Annotated in this window: 15 protein-coding genes; 8 read left to right on the forward strand and 7 right to left on the reverse strand. The window is 71.2% G+C overall.

Annotated features, from left to right (window positions below; genetic code table 11):
* Positions 1-114: 114 nt before the first annotated feature.
* Positions 115-1,350 (forward strand): GNAT family N-acetyltransferase, encoded by a 1,236-nt coding sequence (locus OG737_RS09340; RefSeq protein WP_405679943.1) that lies wholly within the window; start codon positions 115-117, stop codon positions 1,348-1,350.
* Here the strand turns inward: OG737_RS09340 and OG737_RS09345 are convergent.
* Positions 1,347-2,153 (reverse strand): DNA-formamidopyrimidine glycosylase family protein, encoded by an 807-nt coding sequence (locus OG737_RS09345; protein WP_328925735.1) that lies wholly within the window; start codon positions 2,151-2,153, stop codon positions 1,347-1,349. The genes OG737_RS09340 and OG737_RS09345 overlap by 4 nt on opposite strands.
* Before the next feature lie 67 nt (positions 2,154-2,220).
* Complete coding sequence (locus OG737_RS09350; protein WP_328925736.1) at positions 2,221-2,706, reverse strand: ribose-5-phosphate isomerase; 486 nt, start codon at positions 2,704-2,706, stop codon at positions 2,221-2,223.
* A gap of 218 nt (positions 2,707-2,924) precedes the next feature.
* On the opposite strand from OG737_RS09350, the gene OG737_RS09355 reads away from it, so the two are divergent.
* The gene (locus OG737_RS09355; protein ID WP_328925737.1) at positions 2,925-4,361 is read left to right on the forward strand and encodes an amino acid permease; all 1,437 of its coding nucleotides are present in this window, start codon (positions 2,925-2,927) and stop codon (positions 4,359-4,361) included.
* 80 nt (positions 4,362-4,441) lie between these two features.
* Here the strand turns inward: OG737_RS09355 and OG737_RS09360 are convergent, their stop codons facing one another.
* Positions 4,442-5,026, reverse strand: a complete 585-nt coding sequence (locus OG737_RS09360; RefSeq protein ID WP_328925738.1) for a biotin transporter BioY — start codon at positions 5,024-5,026, stop codon at positions 4,442-4,444.
* Between the two features lie 285 nt (positions 5,027-5,311).
* On the opposite strand from OG737_RS09360, the gene OG737_RS09365 reads away from it, so the two are divergent.
* On the forward strand, positions 5,312-6,709 hold the full coding sequence (locus tag OG737_RS09365; RefSeq protein ID WP_405679942.1) for an amino acid permease: 1,398 nt from the start codon (positions 5,312-5,314) through the stop codon (positions 6,707-6,709).
* A gap of 71 nt (positions 6,710-6,780) precedes the next feature.
* On the opposite strand, the gene OG737_RS09370 is transcribed toward OG737_RS09365, so the two are convergent.
* Positions 6,781-7,563, reverse strand: coding sequence for an SDR family oxidoreductase (locus tag OG737_RS09370; RefSeq protein WP_328925740.1), 783 nt, complete (start codon positions 7,561-7,563; stop codon positions 6,781-6,783).
* 171 nt (positions 7,564-7,734) lie between these two features.
* Between OG737_RS09370 and OG737_RS09375 the strand changes: the two genes are divergently transcribed.
* Complete coding sequence (locus tag OG737_RS09375; RefSeq protein WP_405679941.1) at positions 7,735-9,144, forward strand: amino acid permease; 1,410 nt, start codon at positions 7,735-7,737, stop codon at positions 9,142-9,144.
* A gap of 160 nt (positions 9,145-9,304) precedes the next feature.
* Positions 9,305-9,961: a superoxide dismutase gene (locus OG737_RS09380; protein ID WP_328925742.1), complete on the forward strand. Its 657-nt coding sequence runs from the start codon at positions 9,305-9,307 to the stop codon at positions 9,959-9,961.
* A 123-nt stretch (positions 9,962-10,084) separates the two neighbouring features.
* Here the strand turns inward: OG737_RS09380 and OG737_RS09385 are convergent, their stop codons facing one another.
* Entirely contained in the window at positions 10,085-10,732 is a 648-nt protein-coding gene (locus OG737_RS09385) for a DsbA family protein (RefSeq protein WP_328925743.1), read from the reverse strand.
* A gap of 141 nt (positions 10,733-10,873) precedes the next feature.
* Between OG737_RS09385 and pepN the strand changes: the two genes are divergently transcribed.
* Positions 10,874-13,432, forward strand: a complete 2,559-nt coding sequence (gene pepN / locus OG737_RS09390) for an aminopeptidase N (protein ID WP_328925744.1) — start codon at positions 10,874-10,876, stop codon at positions 13,430-13,432.
* A 175-nt stretch (positions 13,433-13,607) separates the two neighbouring features.
* Entirely contained in the window at positions 13,608-14,567 is a 960-nt protein-coding gene (locus OG737_RS09395; protein ID WP_328925745.1) for a hypothetical protein, read from the forward strand.
* Here the strand turns inward: OG737_RS09395 and OG737_RS09400 are convergent.
* The gene (locus OG737_RS09400) at positions 14,543-15,451 is read right to left on the reverse strand and encodes a pyridoxamine 5'-phosphate oxidase family protein (protein ID WP_405921403.1); all 909 of its coding nucleotides are present in this window, start codon (positions 15,449-15,451) and stop codon (positions 14,543-14,545) included. The genes OG737_RS09395 and OG737_RS09400 overlap by 25 nt on opposite strands.
* Positions 15,451-15,909 carry a VOC family protein gene (locus OG737_RS09405; RefSeq protein WP_328925747.1) on the reverse strand — a complete coding sequence of 153 codons (459 nt, stop codon included), beginning with the start codon at positions 15,907-15,909 and terminating at the stop codon, positions 15,451-15,453. The genes OG737_RS09400 and OG737_RS09405 overlap by 1 nt, the downstream gene beginning before the upstream one ends.
* Before the next feature lie 134 nt (positions 15,910-16,043).
* Here OG737_RS09405 and OG737_RS09410 point away from each other — a divergent pair, with 134 nt between their 5' ends.
* Complete coding sequence (locus OG737_RS09410; protein WP_405679938.1) at positions 16,044-16,604, forward strand: CGNR zinc finger domain-containing protein; 561 nt, start codon at positions 16,044-16,046, stop codon at positions 16,602-16,604.
* Positions 16,605-16,634 lie beyond the last annotated feature (30 nt).

Raw genomic sequence — 16,634 nt, forward strand, 5'->3', positions numbered from 1 at the left:
TTCGGGACCTTATCCATCCCGGCTGTGGATGCGCAGGGGTACCCCTGGACCTGAGGTCCGACGGCGCCCGAAAACAGGTCGACTGCAACGGAATGCCCTGATAGGGATGAGCGTATGGCTCTTGAGATGCGCGTATTACAGGCCGATGAGTGGGATGTCTGGTACGACCACCTGGAACTGGCCTTCGGCGGTGTGCCCGATTCCCCGCAGGAGCGACCGCTGTACAAGTCGCTGACGGAGACGGAACGTTCGCTTGGTGTCTGGGACGGCGCCACGTGCGTGGGCTCGGCCGGATCCTTCGCTTTCCGCCTCTCCGTGCCGGGCGGGGCGATCGTCCCGGCGGCCGGCGTGACGACGGTGGGCGTCTCCCCCACCCACCGGCGGCGCGGGGTGCTCAGGTCCCTGATGCGCCGGCAGCTGGACGACATCCGGGCGGGTGGCGAACCGCTCGCCGTGCTGACGGCCTCGGATCCGGCGATCTACGGGCGCTTCGGCTACGGCACGGCGACGTACGCCCTGGGCGTGGACATCGACACGACGCGGGTACGGCTCACCGTGCCGCCGGGGACGGACGAGGTGCGGCTGCGCCTGGTCGACCCGGAGGGCGCGCTGGCCGACTGCGAGCGGGTCTACGCGGCGCTGGTCCCCCTGCGCCCCGGGATGCCGGCCCGGCAGCCGGGCTGGGAGCGGCACGCACTGCTGGACGGGCCCGCGCTGCGCGGCGGCGGGTCGGCACTCAAGTGCGTGGTGGCGGAAGGGGAGGACGGCGAGGTGGTGGGGTACGCCCGCTACCGGGTCAAGCCCGACTGGGACCACACCGGCTCGGACGGCAAGGTCGAGGTCGCCGACCTCGACGCGCTGGTCCCGGCTGCGTACGCGGCGCTGTGGCGCTACCTCTTCGAGATCGACCTGACGTGGGCGGTACGGGCGAAGTCCCGGCCGCTCGACGACCCGCTGCTGCACCTGGTCAGCGACGTCCGGCGGTCGCGGACGCGTCTGCGGGACTCGCTGCACGTACGGCTCGTCGACCTGCCGGCCGCGCTGGAGGCGCGGACGTACGGGGCCCCGGCGGACGTGGTCCTGGACCTCGAGGACGCGTTCTGCCCGTGGAACGGGGGCCGGTGGCGGCTGACCGCCGACGGGAAGGGCGCCGCCTCCTGCACGCGGACCGAGGAGCCGGCGGAGCTGGCGCTGTCGGTCCGGGAGCTGGGATCGGCGTACCTCGGCGGGATCACCCTCACCTCACTGGCGGCGGCGGGCCTGGTGCGCGAGCTGCGCGGGGGCGCCCTGGCCGAGGCCTCGCGGGCCTTCGCGGGGGACGTGGCCCCCTGGCTCCCGCACGGCTTCTAGCGGGACTGGCAGCCCGGGCACCAGAAGAGGTTGCGGGCGGCGAGACCGGCGGTGCGGACCTCGCCCCCGCAGATGTGGCAGGGCATGTTCGCCCTCCGGTAGACGTACACCTCGCCGCCGTGGTCGTCCACCCGCGGCGGGCGGCCCATGGCCTCGGGCAGGTGCTCGTCGCGGACGGTGTCGATCCGGTTGTTCCGCACGCCCTCGCGCATGAGCGCGGCGAGGTCCGCCCACATGGCGTCCCACTCGGCGCGCGTGAGGTCCTTGCCCAGGCGGTACGGGTCGATGCCGTGCCGGAAGAGGACCTCGGCGCGGTAGACGTTGCCGACGCCCGCGACGATCTTCTGGTCCATCAGCAGGGCCGCGATCGTGGTGCGGGAGCGGGAGATCCGCTTCCAGGCCCGGTCCGGGTCGTCGGCGGGCCGCAGCGGGTCGGGGCCGAGCCGGTCGTGTATCGCCTTCTTCTCGCCCTCGCCGATCAGCGCGCAGGCGGTGGGCCCGCGCAGGTCGGCGTAGTGCTCCTCGTTCAGCAGGCGCAGCCGGACCGTGTCGGTCGCGGGCGGCGCCGGGGCGGGGCCGAAGCCGAGCTTGCCGAAGAGGCCGAGGTGGATGTGGATCCAGGCGTCGCCCAGCTCCAGGAAGAGGTGCTTGCCGTGCGCCTCCGCGCTCTCCAGCTCGCGCCCGTCGAGCAGGGCCGCGCTCTCCTCGAAGCGGCCCTGCGGGCTGCTGACCCGGACCGGGCGGGCGGCGAACCGCTCGGTGTGGTCCTGGGCGAGGCGGTGGATCGTATGCCCCTCGGGCACGGCACTGCTCCTACGTCTGGAAACGGCCGTGCCGCCGGGGACTCCGGCGGCACGGCGAAGCGGAAGATCAGCCCTGCGGGTGGTGGGCCGGGATCGGGGGCAGCTCGCCGGTCTGCTCGTAGGCGGAGAGCATCTCGATGCGGCGCGTGTGGCGCTCCTCGTCGGAGTACGGGGTCGCCAGGAAGGCCTCGATGAAGCTGACGGCCTCGTCCTGCGTGTGCATCCGGCCGCCGACGGAGATCACGTTGGCGTTGTTGTGCTCACGGCCGAGCTTCGCGGTGTCGACGCTCCAGGCGAGGATGGCGCGGACGCCCTTGACCTTGTTCGCGGCGATCTGCTCGCCGTTGCCGGAGCCGCCGATCACGATGCCGAGGCTGTCGGCGTCCGCGGCGGTCTTCTCCGCGGCGCGGAGGCAGAACGGCGGGTAGTCGTCCACCGCGTCGTAGATGTGGGGCCCACAGTCGACGGGCTCGTGGCCGTTGTTCTTGAGCCAGTCCACCAAGTGGTTCTTGAGCTCAAAGCCGGCATGGTCGGATCCGAGGTACACGCGCATGGGACGAGTGTGGCACGAACGGGCCCGGCAGCCCGCAGGGGGTGTCGCGTAAGTCACTTCTAAAGCTCAAGTAAACCCAAAGAACGCAGATGGGACAGGGGGGACCGCGGTTCTGGACGTTCGTCCCTACGCAACGATCCGGATTGGGGTCTTCCGCCCTGCGTTCATCTCAGGTTTGAATGCCGGGGCTCGCAACCCGAGAACCTAAGGATCCGTCCATGAGCTCCACGACGACCCTTCAGAAGGAAGGCAACCCCACCGGAAACAACGGTGAAGGTCAGCCCTCCGACGGTCTGAAGGCCGGTCTCAAGAACCGCCACCTGTCCATGATCGCCATCGGCGGTGTCATCGGCGCCGGCCTCTTCGTCGGCTCCGGTGGCGGCATCGCCAAGGCCGGCCCCGCCATCCTGATCTCCTACGCGCTGGTCGGCGCGATGGTCGTCTTCGTGATGCGGATGCTGGGCGAGATGGCCGCCGCCAGCCCGAACTCGGGCTCCTTCTCCGCCTACGCCGACCGCGCGCTCGGCCGCTGGGCCGGCTTCTCCATCGGCTGGCTGTACTGGTTCTTCTGGGTCGTCGTCCTGGCCGTGGAGGCCACCGCCGGTGCCTCGATCCTCGAAGGCTGGATCCCGGCCGTCCCGCAGTGGGCCTGGGCCCTGATCGTGATGGCGGTCCTGACCGCCACCAACCTCGGCTCCGTCGCCTCCTACGGTGAGTTCGAGTTCTGGTTCGCGGGCATCAAGGTCGTCGCCATCGGCGCCTTCGTGATCATCGGCATGCTGGCCGTCTTCGGTGTGCTGCCGGGCTCCGACAACCCGGGTGCGGGCTTCGCCCACCTGACCGACGCCGGCGGTTTCTTCCCGAACGGCTACGGCGCCGTCCTCACCGGCGTGCTGATGGTCGTCTTTTCCTTCATGGGCAGCGAGATCGTCACCCTCGCCGCCGGCGAGTCGGAGAACCCCCGCAAGGCGGTCACCCAGGCCACCAACTCCGTCATCTGGCGCATCGGCGTCTTCTACCTCGGCTCGATCTTCATCGTGCTGACGCTGCTCCCGTGGAACGACAAGTCGATCACCGAGAAGGGCTCGTACGTCGCCGCCCTCGACTCGATCGGCATCGCGCACGCCGGCACGATCATGGAGGTCATCGTCCTGACCGCCGTGCTGTCCTGCCTGAACTCGGGTCTCTACACCGCCTCCCGCATGGCCTTCTCGCTCGGTGAGCGCGGCGACGCCCCGAAGGCGTTCGCCAAGGTCAACTCCCGGGGCGTCCCGGTGGCCGCGATCCTGGGCTCCACGGTCTTCGGCTTCGTCGCCGTCTACTTCAACTACGCCTTCAAGGACACGGTCTTCAACTTCCTGCTGAACTCCTCGGGTGCCATCGCGCTCTTCGTCTGGCTGGTGATCTGCTTCACCCAGCTGCGGATGCGCGGGATCCTGGTCCGCGAGGCCCCGGAGAAGCTGACCGTGAAGATGTGGCTGTTCCCGTGGCTGACCTGGGCCACCGCCGCACTGATCATGTTCGTGATCGGCTACATGTTCGTGGACGACGCCAACCGCGAGGTGGTCACCCTGTCCACCCTGGTCGCCGGTGCGGTCGTGGCCGTCGGCGTGGTGCTGGACTTCCGCCGCAAGCGGGCCGCGCTGCAGGGCTGACCCCTGGTCGCGTACGTACGCCGGAGCCCGGCCCGCCTCACAGGCGGGCCGGGCTCCGGCGCGTCGGGGAACCGAACCGCTCAGCCGCGGCGGCCCGCCAGCTTCCAGGCGGACGGCAGGGCGCCCATCGCCAGGGCGGCCTTGAGCGCGTCGCCGATCAGGAACGGGGTCAGGCCCGCCGCGACGGCGGCGCTCAGGGACATGCCGGTGGCGGCCATCAGGTACGGCACGCCCACCGCGTAGATCACCGCGGAGCCGAGCACCATCGTGGCCGCCGTACGGGCCACCGAGCGGTCGGCGCCGCGCTGCGCGAGGGCTCCGACGAGGGTCGCGGCGAGCAGCATGCCGAGCACGTAGCCGAAGGAGGCGCCGCCCGCCCCGGAGGTGCCGTCCGCGAACCACGGCACGCCGGCCGCGCCGAGGAGGGCGTACAGGCCGAGCGAGAGGAAGCCGCGGCGGGCACCGAACGCGGTGCCGACGAGCAGCGCCGCGAAGGTCTGGCCCGTGACCGGGACCGGGGAGCCGGGGACCGGCACGGCGATCTGCGCGGCGAGCCCGGTGAGCGCGGCTCCGCCGACGACGAGCGCGAGGTCGCGGACGCGGCTCGCGGGCAGCAGATCGGCGAGGACGGCGCCGGGCCGGAAGGAGACGGAAGCGGTGCTCATCGGGGGCTCCGGAAGATCGTGGTGACTGGACGATCACCGACGTTAGTCCGCGGGCCGACGCCGTCCCACCGCCGCCCGACACAAAGGCATACTCCCCGGTTTGGTGGAGACCACACAAAGACCCCGACCCACACCCTCGTCGGCGTGATCCGCGTCACGGGGCAGATCCAACAGCACGTCCGTTTTGCACGGAAGGCCGCCGCTCAGTGAGACTGTAGGGTCCCGCCAATCCTGATGCGGAGTCCCCACCGCCGCTGGGCCGAACGAGAGTACGAGCACCCCCTCATGCGCGACAGCCTGCCCGAAGCTCCTCCCCTGACGGGCGACCTGCCCGCGGAACCCCTCAGCCACAGCCTCAAGCAGCGCCACCTGACCATGCTGGGCCTCGGCGGCGTGATCGGCGCCGGGCTCTTCGTCGGCTCCGGCGCCGGCATCGGCATCGCCGGTCCGGCGATCATCTGCTCCTACCTGCTCGCGGGCGTGCTCGCGATGCTGGTGATGCGCGCGCTCGGCGAGATGTCGGCCGCGATGCCCGCGTCCGGCTCCTTCTCGGTCTACGCGGAGAAGGCCCTGGGCCGCTGGGCCGGCTTCTCGGCGGGCTGGCTGTACTGGTTCCTGCTGGTCGTGGTGCTCGCGGTGGAGGCGACCGGCGCCGCGAAGATCGCGAACGGCTGGGTGCCCTCGGTCGACCAGTGGGTCTGGGTACTGATCTTCATGGTGGTCTTCACCGTGGCAAACCTGACCGCCGTGCGGAACTTCGGCGAGTTCGAGTTCTGGTTCGCCGCCCTCAAGGTCGGCGCGATCGTGCTGTTCCTGATCCTCGGCACCCTCGCGATCTTCGGCGTGCTCCCGGACACCGACCCGGTCGGCACGGCCAACCTCACCGGCCACGGCGGCTTCTTCCCGGCCGGCATCGCCGGGGTCGTCGCCGGCATGCTCGCGGTCATCTTCGCCTTCGGCGGCCTGGAGGTCGTCACCATCGCGGCCGCCGAGTCCGACGACCCCGCCCGCTCCGTGGCCCGCGCCGTGCGCAGCGCGGTGTGGCGCATCCTCTTCTTCTACGTCGGCTCGATGCTGGTCATCGTGACCCTGCTGCCGTGGGACTCGCTGAAGCCGGGGATGAGCCCGTACGTGGCCGTCCTCGACTCCATCGGCATCCCGGCGGCCGGCCAGATCATGAACATCGTGGTGTTCGTGGCGCTGCTGTCGGCGCTGAACGCGAACCTGTACGGGTCCTCGCGCATGGTGTTCTCGCTGGCCGAGCGCGGCGAGGCGCCGAGGGCGCTGCTGAAGGTCTCGGGCGGCGGGGTGCCGCTGCGCGCGGTGTTCGCCTCGGTGGCCTTCGGCTTCGTGTCGGTGGTCCTGAACCTGCTGTGGCCGGACACGATCTTCCTCTACATGCTCAACGCGGTCGGCGCGGTGCTGCTGTTCGTGTGGGCCCTGATCGCCGTCTCGCAGCTCAAGCTGCGCCGTGTGATCGAGCGGGACATGCCCGAGCGCCTGACGCTGCCGATGTGGCTGTTCCCGTACGCGACGTGGGCGGCGCTGCTGGGTATGGCGGCGGTGCTGGTCCTGATGCTGTTCGACGACTCGGCCCGGCCGCAGCTGCTGTGGTCCTCGGGCGCCGCCGCCCTCGTCCTCGTGGTGGCGTGGGTGCGGGAGATCCGGGCCCGCAGGGCCTGAAACCGGACCCGGCCCACGGGGCCGATGACGGCCAGGACCCCCGCGCCGCCGCGCGGGGGTCCTGGCCGTTGTCAGGTGCGCAGGTAGGAGGCCCCGTTGACGTCGAGGACCGTGCCCGAGCTCCAGACCGCGCCGGGGGAGGCCAGGTAGAGCACGGCGGAGGCGATCTCCCGCGGGTCCGCGACACGGCCGAAGGGGCTCTGCGCCCGGATGTCCGCGCCCTCGGGCCCCTCCAGCCGGCCGGCGACGCGCTCGGTGGCGACGAATCCGGGGGCCACGGAAGCGACGGCGATGCCGTGCGGGGCGAGGGAGACGGCGAGCGACTGGCCCAGGGCGTGCAGCGCGGCCTTGGTCGCGCCGTAGGCGGGGTGGTCGGGTTCGCCGCGGAAGGCGCCGCGCGAGCCGACGTTGACGATGCGTCCCTCGCGTCCCGCGTCGATCATGCGGCGGGCGACGCGGTGGGTCAGGTTGGCGGCGCCGAAGAGGTTCACCTCGGCGGTCCGCCGCCAGGCCTGCTGCCAGTCCTCGTAGGAGGTTTCGGGCAGCGGGTGGGCGAGCATCACGGCGGCGTTGTTGACCAGGACGTCCACGCCGCCGAGCGCCTCGTCCGCCCCGGCCGCCAGGGCCTCGACCCCGGCCGGGTCGGCGAGGTCCGCGGCGAGCAGTACGTGGCCCTCCCCCTCCAGCGAGGCGAGGGTCTCCTCCGCATCCGCCCGCCGGGCGGAGCAGTGCACGGCGACCCGGTCGCCCTGCCGGGCGAAGGCGGCCGCGATCGCCCGGCCGATGCCCCGGGAGGCGCCGGTGACGAGTACGCCCCGGCCGGTGTCGGGAAGCGGTGTCACGGTCCGGTCCATCGGTGGCCCCCTCGATCCGGTGTCTGCGGCGTCGCCGTGAGCGTACGGGCGTGATCACGAACCGTGAAGCCGACGTCCGGATATCGGACAGAAAACGTCCGGTGATCGGACACTCGGCAGAGTGGGGCACCTCGTCCCCTCTCCCCGCACACCGGACAGGCACACCCCTCGATGAGTCACAGCACCAGCACCCTGACACCCCCGGAAACACAGCGGACCGACGCCGGACCACCCCTCGGCAACGGACTCAAGCAGCGCCACCTCTCGATGATCGCCCTCGGCGGTGTCATCGGCGCCGGACTCTTCGTCGGCTCCGGCGCCGGCATCGCCGCCGCCGGTCCCTCGATCGTGCTCGCGTACGCCGCGTCCGGGCTGCTCGTGATGTTCGTGATGCGGATGCTCGGCGAGATGTCCGCCGCCAACCCCGCCTCCGGCTCCTTCTCCGTTCACGCGGAGCGGGCGGTCGGCCCCTGGGCCGGATTCACCGTCGGCTGGATGTTCTGGACACTGCTGTGCGTGGGGGTGGCCATCGAGGCCATCGGCGCGGCGAACATCATGACCGGCTGGTTCCCGGGCACCCCCTCCTGGATGTGGGTGCTGGTCTTCATGGCGGTCTTCTGCGGGTCCAACCTGGCCGCCGTATCGAACTTCGGCGAGTTCGAGTTCTGGTTCTCCGCCCTCAAGATCGGAGCCATCGGGCTCTTCCTGGGCCTGGGCGTGCTGGCCGTCCTGGGCCTGCTGCCCGGTACCGGCTCCCCCGGCGCCGCGAACCTGCTGCACCACGACGGCGGCTTCCTCCCCAACGGGATGGACGGCCTGCTGGTCGGACTGCTGGCCTCGGTCGTCGCGTACGGCGGGCTGGAGACGGTGACCATCGCGGCCGCCGAGTCCGAGGACCCCGTGGGGGGCGTGGCCAGGGCCGTGAAGACGACCATGTGGCGGATCGCGATCGTCTACGTCGGCTCCATGCTCGTGATCGTCACGCTGCTCCCGTGGAACGACCCGGCGGTCACCGCCGACGGCCCGTACGCCGCCACCCTGGACAAGCTGGGCATCCCGGCGGCCGGCCAGATCATGAACGTGGTCATCCTGATCGCCCTGCTCTCCGCGATGAACGCCAACATCTACGGCTCCTCGCGCATGGCCTACTCCCTCGTCTCCCGCGGCCAGGGGCCCAAGGCCCTGGGCAAGCTCGCCGGCCGTGTGCCGCGCCGGGCGGTGCTCGCCTCCTCCGGCTTCGGCTTCGTCACCGTGCTGCTGTCCTACTGGTACCCGGACACCCTGTTCGCGTGGCTGCTGAACATGGTCGGCGGAGTCATCCTCGTCGTCTGGGGCTTCATCGCCGTCTCCCAGTTCGTGCTGCGCCGCCGGCTGGAGCGCGAGACCCCCGGGAAGCTGGTCGTGCGGATGTGGGGCTTCCCGTACCTGACCTGGGTGGCGCTGGCCGGGGTGGCCGGGGTGCTGGTCCTGATGGCCCTGGGCGAGGACACGCGGGTCCAGGTGATCTTCACCGGCGGGCTCACCGCCGCCCTCGCGGTGACCGGATACGTGATGCAGCGCCGGGCCGCGGCTGCCCGCTGACACCCGCTCGGCCAAAGGTCGGCCCCGTGCGTCCGCACGGGGCCGACCTGCGTTGTACAGAGGTATCCCTTACATGTGAGGTGGAATAGATACTGCTAGCGTGCAGTTGCGCATTGATTGCAATAAGCAGTTGGCACGCCGAGGGGACCGGATAACACGCATGGCCATCTACACGCTTCCTGAGCTTCCGTACGACTACGCGGCGCTGGAGCCGGTGATCAACCCGCAGATCATCGAGCTGCACCACGACAAGCACCACGCGGCTTACGTCGCGGGCGCCAACACCACGCTGGAGCAGCTGGCGGAGGCACGCGACAAGGAGAACTGGGGTGCGCTGAACGGCCTGGAGAAGAACCTCGCCTTCCACCTCTCCGGCCACATCCTGCACAGCATCTACTGGCACAACATGGCCAGCCCGAAGACCGGCGAGGGCGGCGGCGTCCCCGACGAGAAGGACGGCCTGGGCGAGCTTCCGGCCGCGATCACCGAGTCCTTCGGCTCCTTCGCGAAGTTCAAGAAGCAGCTCACCTTCGCCTCCTCCGCGACGCAGGGCTCCGGCTGGGGCGTTCTCGCGTACGAACCGGTCAGCGGCCGCCTGGTCGTCGAGCAGGTCTACGACCACCAGGGCAACGTGGGCGTCGCCAGCACGCCGATCCTGGTCTTCGACGCCTGGGAGCACGCCTTCTACCTGCAGTACAAGAACCAGAAGGTGGACTTCATCGAGGCGATGTGGAACGTCGTCAACTGGCAGGACGTGGCCGGGCGCTACGCCGACGCCAAGGCGAACACCCCGCTGCTGATCCCCGCCAAGGGCTGATCGCGCCACCACAAGCCCGTCCGCCTCGTGATCGTCTTCTCAGCCTTCACGTGCGGGCGTGTCGAACGGAAGACCCCCGTGAGGACGTGACTCACGGGGGTCTTCTGTGTGTACCGGCAGGGCCTACTCGAAAGACGGGCCCTTGGTGCGGGTGCGCTTGATCTCGTAGAAGCCCGGGGTGGAGGCGACGAGCAGCGTGCCGTCCCACAGCCGGGCGGCCGCCTCGCCGCGCGGGGTCGGCGTGACGACCGGGCCGAAGAAGGCCACGTCGTCGCCGTCAGAGCCGGGCACCGAGATCACCGGGGTGCCGACCTCCTGGCCGACCCGGTCGATGCCGTTGTTGTGGGAGGCGCGCAGCACCTCGTCGTACTCGTCGGAATCGGCGTAGGCGAGCAGCTCGGCCGGCAGGCCGACCTCCTCCAGCGCGGCGGCTATGACCTCGCGGGTCGGGCCCAGGTCCTCGTTGTGGATGCGGGTGCCGAGCGCGGTGTACAGCTTGCCGGTGATCTCGTCACCGTGCTTCTGCTGAGCCGCTGTCACCACGCGCACCGGAGCCCAGCCCTTGGGGCCGAGCAGTTCGCGGTAGGACTCGGGCAGCTCGTCGAGCTTGTTCTCGTTGAGGACGGCCAGGCTCATCACGTGCCAGCGGACCTCGACGTCGCGGACCTTCTCGACCTCCAGCATCCAGCGCGACGTCATCCAGGCCCAAGGACAGAGCGGGTCGAACCAGAAGTCGACCGGGGTCCTCTCGCGCACCTGGGTGTCGGTCATGTCTCTCCTCAGTCCTGAGTCCTCAACCTGAAAGAAGGCGTCACCGGCGCGCCTTCTTTCGTCCCCAACCGGTCAGGAGTCGCACACATTCCCCATGCGAGGATTCTTCACAAGAACGCGATCACGCACGAAGGAGTGCAGGTGCCCGGAGAGAATCTGTCCCGCGACGAGGCCCGCGAGCGTGCCGGACTGCTGTCCGTCGACGGGTACGAGGTGGTCCTCGACATCAGGTCCGCCGTGGACGAGGCCGAACCGGCCGACGGCCCCCGGACCTTCCGCTCGGTGACCACCATCCGTTTCCGGGCCGCCGTGGCCGGCGCCTCCACCTTCGCGGACCTGATCGCCCCCTCGGTGAACTCCGTGACCCTCAACGGGCGCGCGCTGGACGCGGCCGCCGTCTTCGACGGGTCGCGGATCGCCCTGGACGGCCTGGCCGCCGAGAACGTGCTGGTGGTGGACGCGAACTGCGCGTACAGCCGGACCGGCGAGGGCATGCACCGCTTCGTGGACCCGGAAGACGGCGAGGTCTACCTCTACACCCAGTACGAGCCGGCGGACGCCCGCCGGGTGTACGCGAACTTCGAGCAGCCGGACCTGAAGGCGCCGTACCGCTTCGAGGTGGCCGCGCCCGAGGGCTGGCAGGTGTGGAGCAACGGCGCGGAGGAGTCCCGGGAGGGCGGGGTCTGGCGGTTCGCCGAGACCCAGCCGATCTCGACGTACATCACGTGCGTGGTGGCGGGCCCGTACCACTACGTGACGGACACCTACACCCGCGGGGACCTGACCATCCCGCTCGGCGCGATGTGCCGCAAGGGGCTGGCCAGGCACTTCGACGCGGACGACGTCTTCCTGGTCACCAAGCAGGGCTTCGACCTCTTCCACGAGCTGTTCGACTACCCGTACCCGTTCGGCAAGTACGACCAGGCCTTCGTGCCGGAGTACAACCTGGGCGCGATGGAGAACCCGGGGATGGTGACCTTCCGGGAGGAGTACATCTTCCGCGGCAAGGTCACGCAGGCCTCGTACGAGCGGCGCGCGAACGTGATCCTGCACGAGATGGCGCACATGTGGTTCGGCGACCTCGTCACCATGAAGTGGTGGGACGACCTGTGGCTCAAGGAGTCCTTCGCGGACTTCATGGGCTCCTTCGGGCTGGTCGAGGCGACCCGCTTCGACCAGGCGTGGGTCACCTTCGCCAACAGCCGCAAGGCGTGGGCCTACCGCGCCGACCAGCTGCCGTCCACGCACCCGATCACGGCCGACATCCGTGACCTGGAGGACGCGAAGCTGAACTTCGACGGGATCACGTACGCCAAGGGCGCGGCGGTCCTCAAGCAGCTGGTCGCCTACGTGGGGCGGGAGGCGTTCCTGGAGGGCGCGCGGCGCTACTTCAAGGCCAACGCGTACGGGAACACCACGCTGGACGACCTGCTGTCGGTGCTCGCGGAGGTCTCCGGGCGGGACATGGCCGAGTGGTCGCGGGCCTGGCTGCAGACGGCGGGGGTGAACGTGCTGACCCCGGTGGTGACCTGTGACGCGGGCGGACGCGTGACCGAGCTCGCGGTGGTGCAGGAGGGCGAGGAGCTTCGGCCGCACCGGGTCGCCGTCGGCCTGTACCGGCTGGAGTCCGACGGCACACTGGTCCGCTACGCGCGGGCCGGGACGGACGTGTCGGGCGTGCGGACCGTGGTCGCGGAGCTGGCGGGCGAGGAGCGGCCCGACCTGGTCCTGGTCAACGACGAGGACCTCACGTACTGCAAGATCCGCTTCGACGAGACCTCGCTGGCCACGCTGCGGGCGCACCTGGGCGACCTCACGGACCCCCTCGCCCGGGCGCTGAGCTGGTCGGCGCTGTGGAACCTGACGCGGGACGGGCTGATGCCCGCGCGTGACTTCGTCTCGCTGCTGCTCGCGCACGCGGGACGGGAGACGGACGTCGGCGTGCTGCAGATGCTGCACGCGCAGGCGCTGAGCGCGGTCAAGCACTACGCGGCGCCGGACTGGCGCGAGCAGGGCGGCCGGGAGCTGGCGGCGGGCGCGCTGCACGAGCTGCGGCTTGCGGAGCCGGGGTCGGAGCACCAGCTGACGTGGGCCCGCTTCTTCGCCGCGAGCGCGGCGACGGAGGGCGACTTCCAGCTGCTGCTGGGGCTGCTGGACGGCTCGGCGCGGATCGACGGGCTGGAGGTGGACCAGGAGCTGCGCTGGGACTTCCTGCTGCCGCTGACCGCGCACGGCGCGGTCGACGAGGGCGTGCTCACCGCCGAACTGGCGCGGGACGACACGGCTTCGGGCAAGCGGCACGAGGTCCGGTGCCTGGCGGCGCGCCCGTCGGCGGCCGTGAAGGACCAGGCGTGGGCGGCGGTCGTCGAGTCGGACGCGCTGTCGAACGCGCTGGTGGAGGCGACGATCGCGGGTATGCAGCAGTCCTCGCAGCGGGGTCTGCTGGCGGCCTACACGGAGCGCTACTTCGAGGTGATCGAGCGGGTGTGGGCGGACCGGTCGATCCAGATCGCCATGGACGTGGTGAAGGGGCTGTACCCCGCCCTCCAGGACTCCGGGTCCACCGTGTCGGCGACGGACGCCTGGCTGTCCTCCCACCCGGACGCGGCCCCCGCGCTGCGCCGTCTGGTCCTCGAGTCCCGGGACGACCTGGCCAGGGCGCTGGGCGGCCAGGCCTGCGACGCGGCAGCCGGCAAGTAGCCCGCGGCGCCGTTGTCGGGGGCACTGCCCCCGACAACGGCGGCGCGCCGGGTCCCCCGGTCGGCGCAGCCCATCGGCAGTCGAACGCCCGTACTTTAGCCCCGGCTTGTCCCGATTTGCCGACGGGCGTGTAACAGGGGTTAGCGGGACCGCGGCCTGAGGGAATCACCGCGTCATGAACCACAACGCACCCCTCCCCCTCACCCACCTCACCGGCAGCCGCCCCCGCGTGCTGACCCTGGCCCAGCTGCGCGAGCACGGCGTCACCGCCTCCGACGCCGCCGGGCGGCCCTGGCAGCAGATCCTGCCCGGGGTGTTCCTGCTCCACCCGGGCCCCGCGACCAGCGAGGAGCGGCTGCACGCCGCGCTGCTCTACGCGGGACGGCGCGGCGGCGAGGCCATGATCACCGGGCTGGCGGCGCTCGCGCTGTACCGGTTCGCCTCCACGCCCCCGCTGCTCTCCCTCTCCCACATCGACGTGCTCGTGCCCGGCACCCGGCGGCTGCGCTCCACCGGGGACGTGCGCATCGTCCGCTCGCACGCCGCGCCGCGCCCCCAGGAGGTGACCGGACTGCCGGTGGCCCCCGCCGCGCGGGCCGTGGCCGACGCCGTCGCCCAGCTCTCCGACGCCGGCACCGTACGCCGTCTGCTCAGCGAGGCCGTGCGCGGCGGACACTGCGAACCGGCCGCCGTCGTACGGGAGCTGACGCTGGCCCGGCTACTGAACCGCCCGCACGTCGTCGACGCCGTCGAGTCGCTCCTCGCGGAGGGCCGGGCCATGGCCGAGGACCGGCTCTACCACCTCGTACGGGGCTACGACCTGCCCGAGCCCGTGTGGAACGTGGACCTGCGGCTGCCCGGCGGCCCGCACCTCGGCGGGGTCGACGCGTACTGGCCCGAGCACTCCGTCGCCGTCGAGATCGACACCCGCGCCCCGCGTCAGGGCGAGGACGAGCAGTGGTCCGAGTGCGTGCGCAAGCGGGAGACGCTGGAGCGGCTCGGGGTGACCGTCATCCACATCACCCCGCGCAAGCTCTGCGACTGGCCGGAGCAGCAGGCCGCGGTCGTCCGGACCGCCCTGACGGCGTCCGGCGACCGCGAGCCCGCCGCCTATCTGGTGGTGCTCCCCCGGTGAGGCGGCAGCGGCGGATTGGCCGGGGAGTACTCCGGGGCGCTCCACCGCAGCCGCCCCGGATGCACGCTCTCCACCACCGATTCCACATGGAAGCGCACGCGCCGCTCCCCGTCGGCCCCGAACTCGGTCCGAGCCCGGCCGCTGAGCTGGAGCAGAGCGCCACTCTCCCAGTCCGGGAAGAGCAGCCCGGCCCGCGGATCGGCCGCCAGGTTGCCCAGCGTCAGGAACATGGCGTTGCCCGCATAGTCCGGCCAGGCCAGCTCCACCGGCGAGAGCACCTCCACGAAGCCCGGCAGCCCGCCCCGGTGACTGGCGTCGGCGCCGTCCGCCTCCGCCGTGGTGGCCACGAAGAAGGTGTCGGCCGCCCGGACCGCCCGCTGCTGGTCCGGGGTGAGGGTCCGCCCGTGCCGCACGACACCGGCTCCCTCGGCCACCAGGTCCAGCGGCTGCCTCTTCTGCAGGTACTTGGGGCAGTTGGCGAACACCTGCTCGGCCTGGACGGCGAAGCCGCGCGCGGTGACTTCGAGGGTCCCGTTCAGCCGCATCCGGCGCCGGGTGCGCGGGTCGAGCGCGATGGTGCCGACCCGGGTCCCGGCGGTGGCGAGCGCCTCCGCGAGCGGGTCGCCGGCCGGTAGTCCGCCGGCGACCGTGATCCGGTCCGGCCCGGTGGCCCGTACGAACCCCGGCGCGCCGGTGAGCAGCGAGGCCCACATCCGCCCCGCACCGTCGGCGGCCCCGACGACCAGGTGGGGCTGGAGCTCCAGGAAGGCCGCGGCGACGTCCCGGATGCCGGTGCCGATCGAGCGGCCCACGTGCTCGGCGAGGTCCCGTACGCCGACCTTTTCCTGCACGGCCAGCGAGCCCCAGTGATATGCCCCGCCCATTAGAAGAATCCGCAGGTCGGAGCCCCCGATGTGGGGGCTTCAGCGCCCTCGGCGCCGGTCGGTACGGAGATCTCCAGGCGAGTGCCGTCGGGGTCGTGGAAGAAGATGCCGCCGGAAGCCGCCCCTTCGCCGTGGGCCACGACCCCCTCGTACGCGAACTCCACGCCCAGCGACCGCAGCCGCTCCTCGTACTGCCGTACCTCCTCGATGGCGCCGGCCGAGAGCGCCAGGTGGTGCAGGCCGGCCGAGGCCGGGGCGAACGCGCCGCGGGCCTGCTGCCACAGGGTGAGGACGAGTTCTCCGTCCTGGCCGATGAAGGCGAAGCGGCGCTCTTCCTCCTTGCCCTCCCCCAGCACCTGGAAGCCGAGGGCGTCCCGGTAGAAGGCGAGCGAGCGGTCCAGATCGGTGACGTTCAGACCCACGTGGCCGGTGCGGAGCTTGCTGATGACGGACGTCATGGCGGTTCCTTCCCCAAGGCTGTTTAAACCGGATGGCTCTAACCTTCTAAATCGATATTAAGGGTTAGAGCGGAGGGCGTCAACCGGTCACGTACCCTTGAGGGGTTAGCAGGAGTACGAGAGGGGTCGGAGACATGGCGGCGGCGGATCCACGACCCCTGACCGGAGAGCCGGTCGCCCTCGACCTGCTGAACACCCGCTGGATCGCGGACGGCGAACCCCTGGACCTCTTCGCGGGCGCCACCGGCCTCACCCGGGTCGAAGGGCTCGCGGTCTGGCTGGAGAGCACCGGCCTCGCCGGCCGCTTCCGCGCGGACGCGGCGACGCTCGTCCACCTGCTGACCGCCCGCGAGGCGCTGGCCCGCGCGGCGGCGGACCCGGCCGACGCGAGCGCGCGCGCCCTGGTCGACGCGGTACTGGAGCACGGCCGGATCCGGGCCACCCTGACCGCCGAAGGGCCGGGCGAGCGGACCGAGTTCGACGATCCGACCTGGGGTCCGGCCTGGACGGCCGCCCGGAACTACCTGGAACTGCTGGGCCACGCACCCGACCGGATCCGCAAGTGCGCCTCCGAATCGTGCGTCCTGCACTTTCACGACACCTCGCGCAACGGCACCCGGCGCTGGTGCTCGATGGCCGCCTGCGGAAACCGGGCCAAAGCCTCCCGCCACTACGCGCGCACGCGCGAGCGCTGAAACCCCGGAAGTTGTCACACTCGACCCCCG

The sequence above is a fragment of the Streptomyces sp. NBC_00122 genome, from assembly GCF_045160845.1.
Taxonomy (GTDB): Bacteria; Actinomycetota; Actinomycetes; order Streptomycetales; family Streptomycetaceae; genus Streptomyces.

Coding starts and splice junctions, on each gene's coding strand:
- OG737_RS09340 (WP_405679943.1), top strand. CDS start 115: ATGGCTCTTGAGATGCGCGTATTACAGGCCGATGAGTGGGATGTCTGG.
- OG737_RS09350 (WP_328925736.1), bottom strand. CDS start 2,706: ATGCGCGTGTACCTCGGATCCGACCATGCCGGCTTTGAGCTCAAGAAC.
- OG737_RS09355 (WP_328925737.1), top strand. CDS start 2,925: ATGAGCTCCACGACGACCCTTCAGAAGGAAGGCAACCCCACCGGAAAC.
- OG737_RS09360 (WP_328925738.1), bottom strand. CDS start 5,026: ATGAGCACCGCTTCCGTCTCCTTCCGGCCCGGCGCCGTCCTCGCCGAT.
- OG737_RS09365 (WP_405679942.1), top strand. CDS start 5,312: ATGCGCGACAGCCTGCCCGAAGCTCCTCCCCTGACGGGCGACCTGCCC.
- OG737_RS09370 (WP_328925740.1), bottom strand. CDS start 7,563: ATGGACCGGACCGTGACACCGCTTCCCGACACCGGCCGGGGCGTACTC.
- OG737_RS09375 (WP_405679941.1), top strand. CDS start 7,735: ATGAGTCACAGCACCAGCACCCTGACACCCCCGGAAACACAGCGGACC.
- OG737_RS09380 (WP_328925742.1), top strand. CDS start 9,305: ATGGCCATCTACACGCTTCCTGAGCTTCCGTACGACTACGCGGCGCTG.
- OG737_RS09385 (WP_328925743.1), bottom strand. CDS start 10,732: ATGACCGACACCCAGGTGCGCGAGAGGACCCCGGTCGACTTCTGGTTC.
- OG737_RS09395 (WP_328925745.1), top strand. CDS start 13,608: ATGAACCACAACGCACCCCTCCCCCTCACCCACCTCACCGGCAGCCGC.
- OG737_RS09400 (WP_405921403.1), bottom strand. CDS start 15,451: ATGGGCGGGGCATATCACTGGGGCTCGCTGGCCGTGCAGGAAAAGGTC.
- OG737_RS09405 (WP_328925747.1), bottom strand. CDS start 15,909: ATGACGTCCGTCATCAGCAAGCTCCGCACCGGCCACGTGGGTCTGAAC.
- OG737_RS09410 (WP_405679938.1), top strand. CDS start 16,044: ATGGCGGCGGCGGATCCACGACCCCTGACCGGAGAGCCGGTCGCCCTC.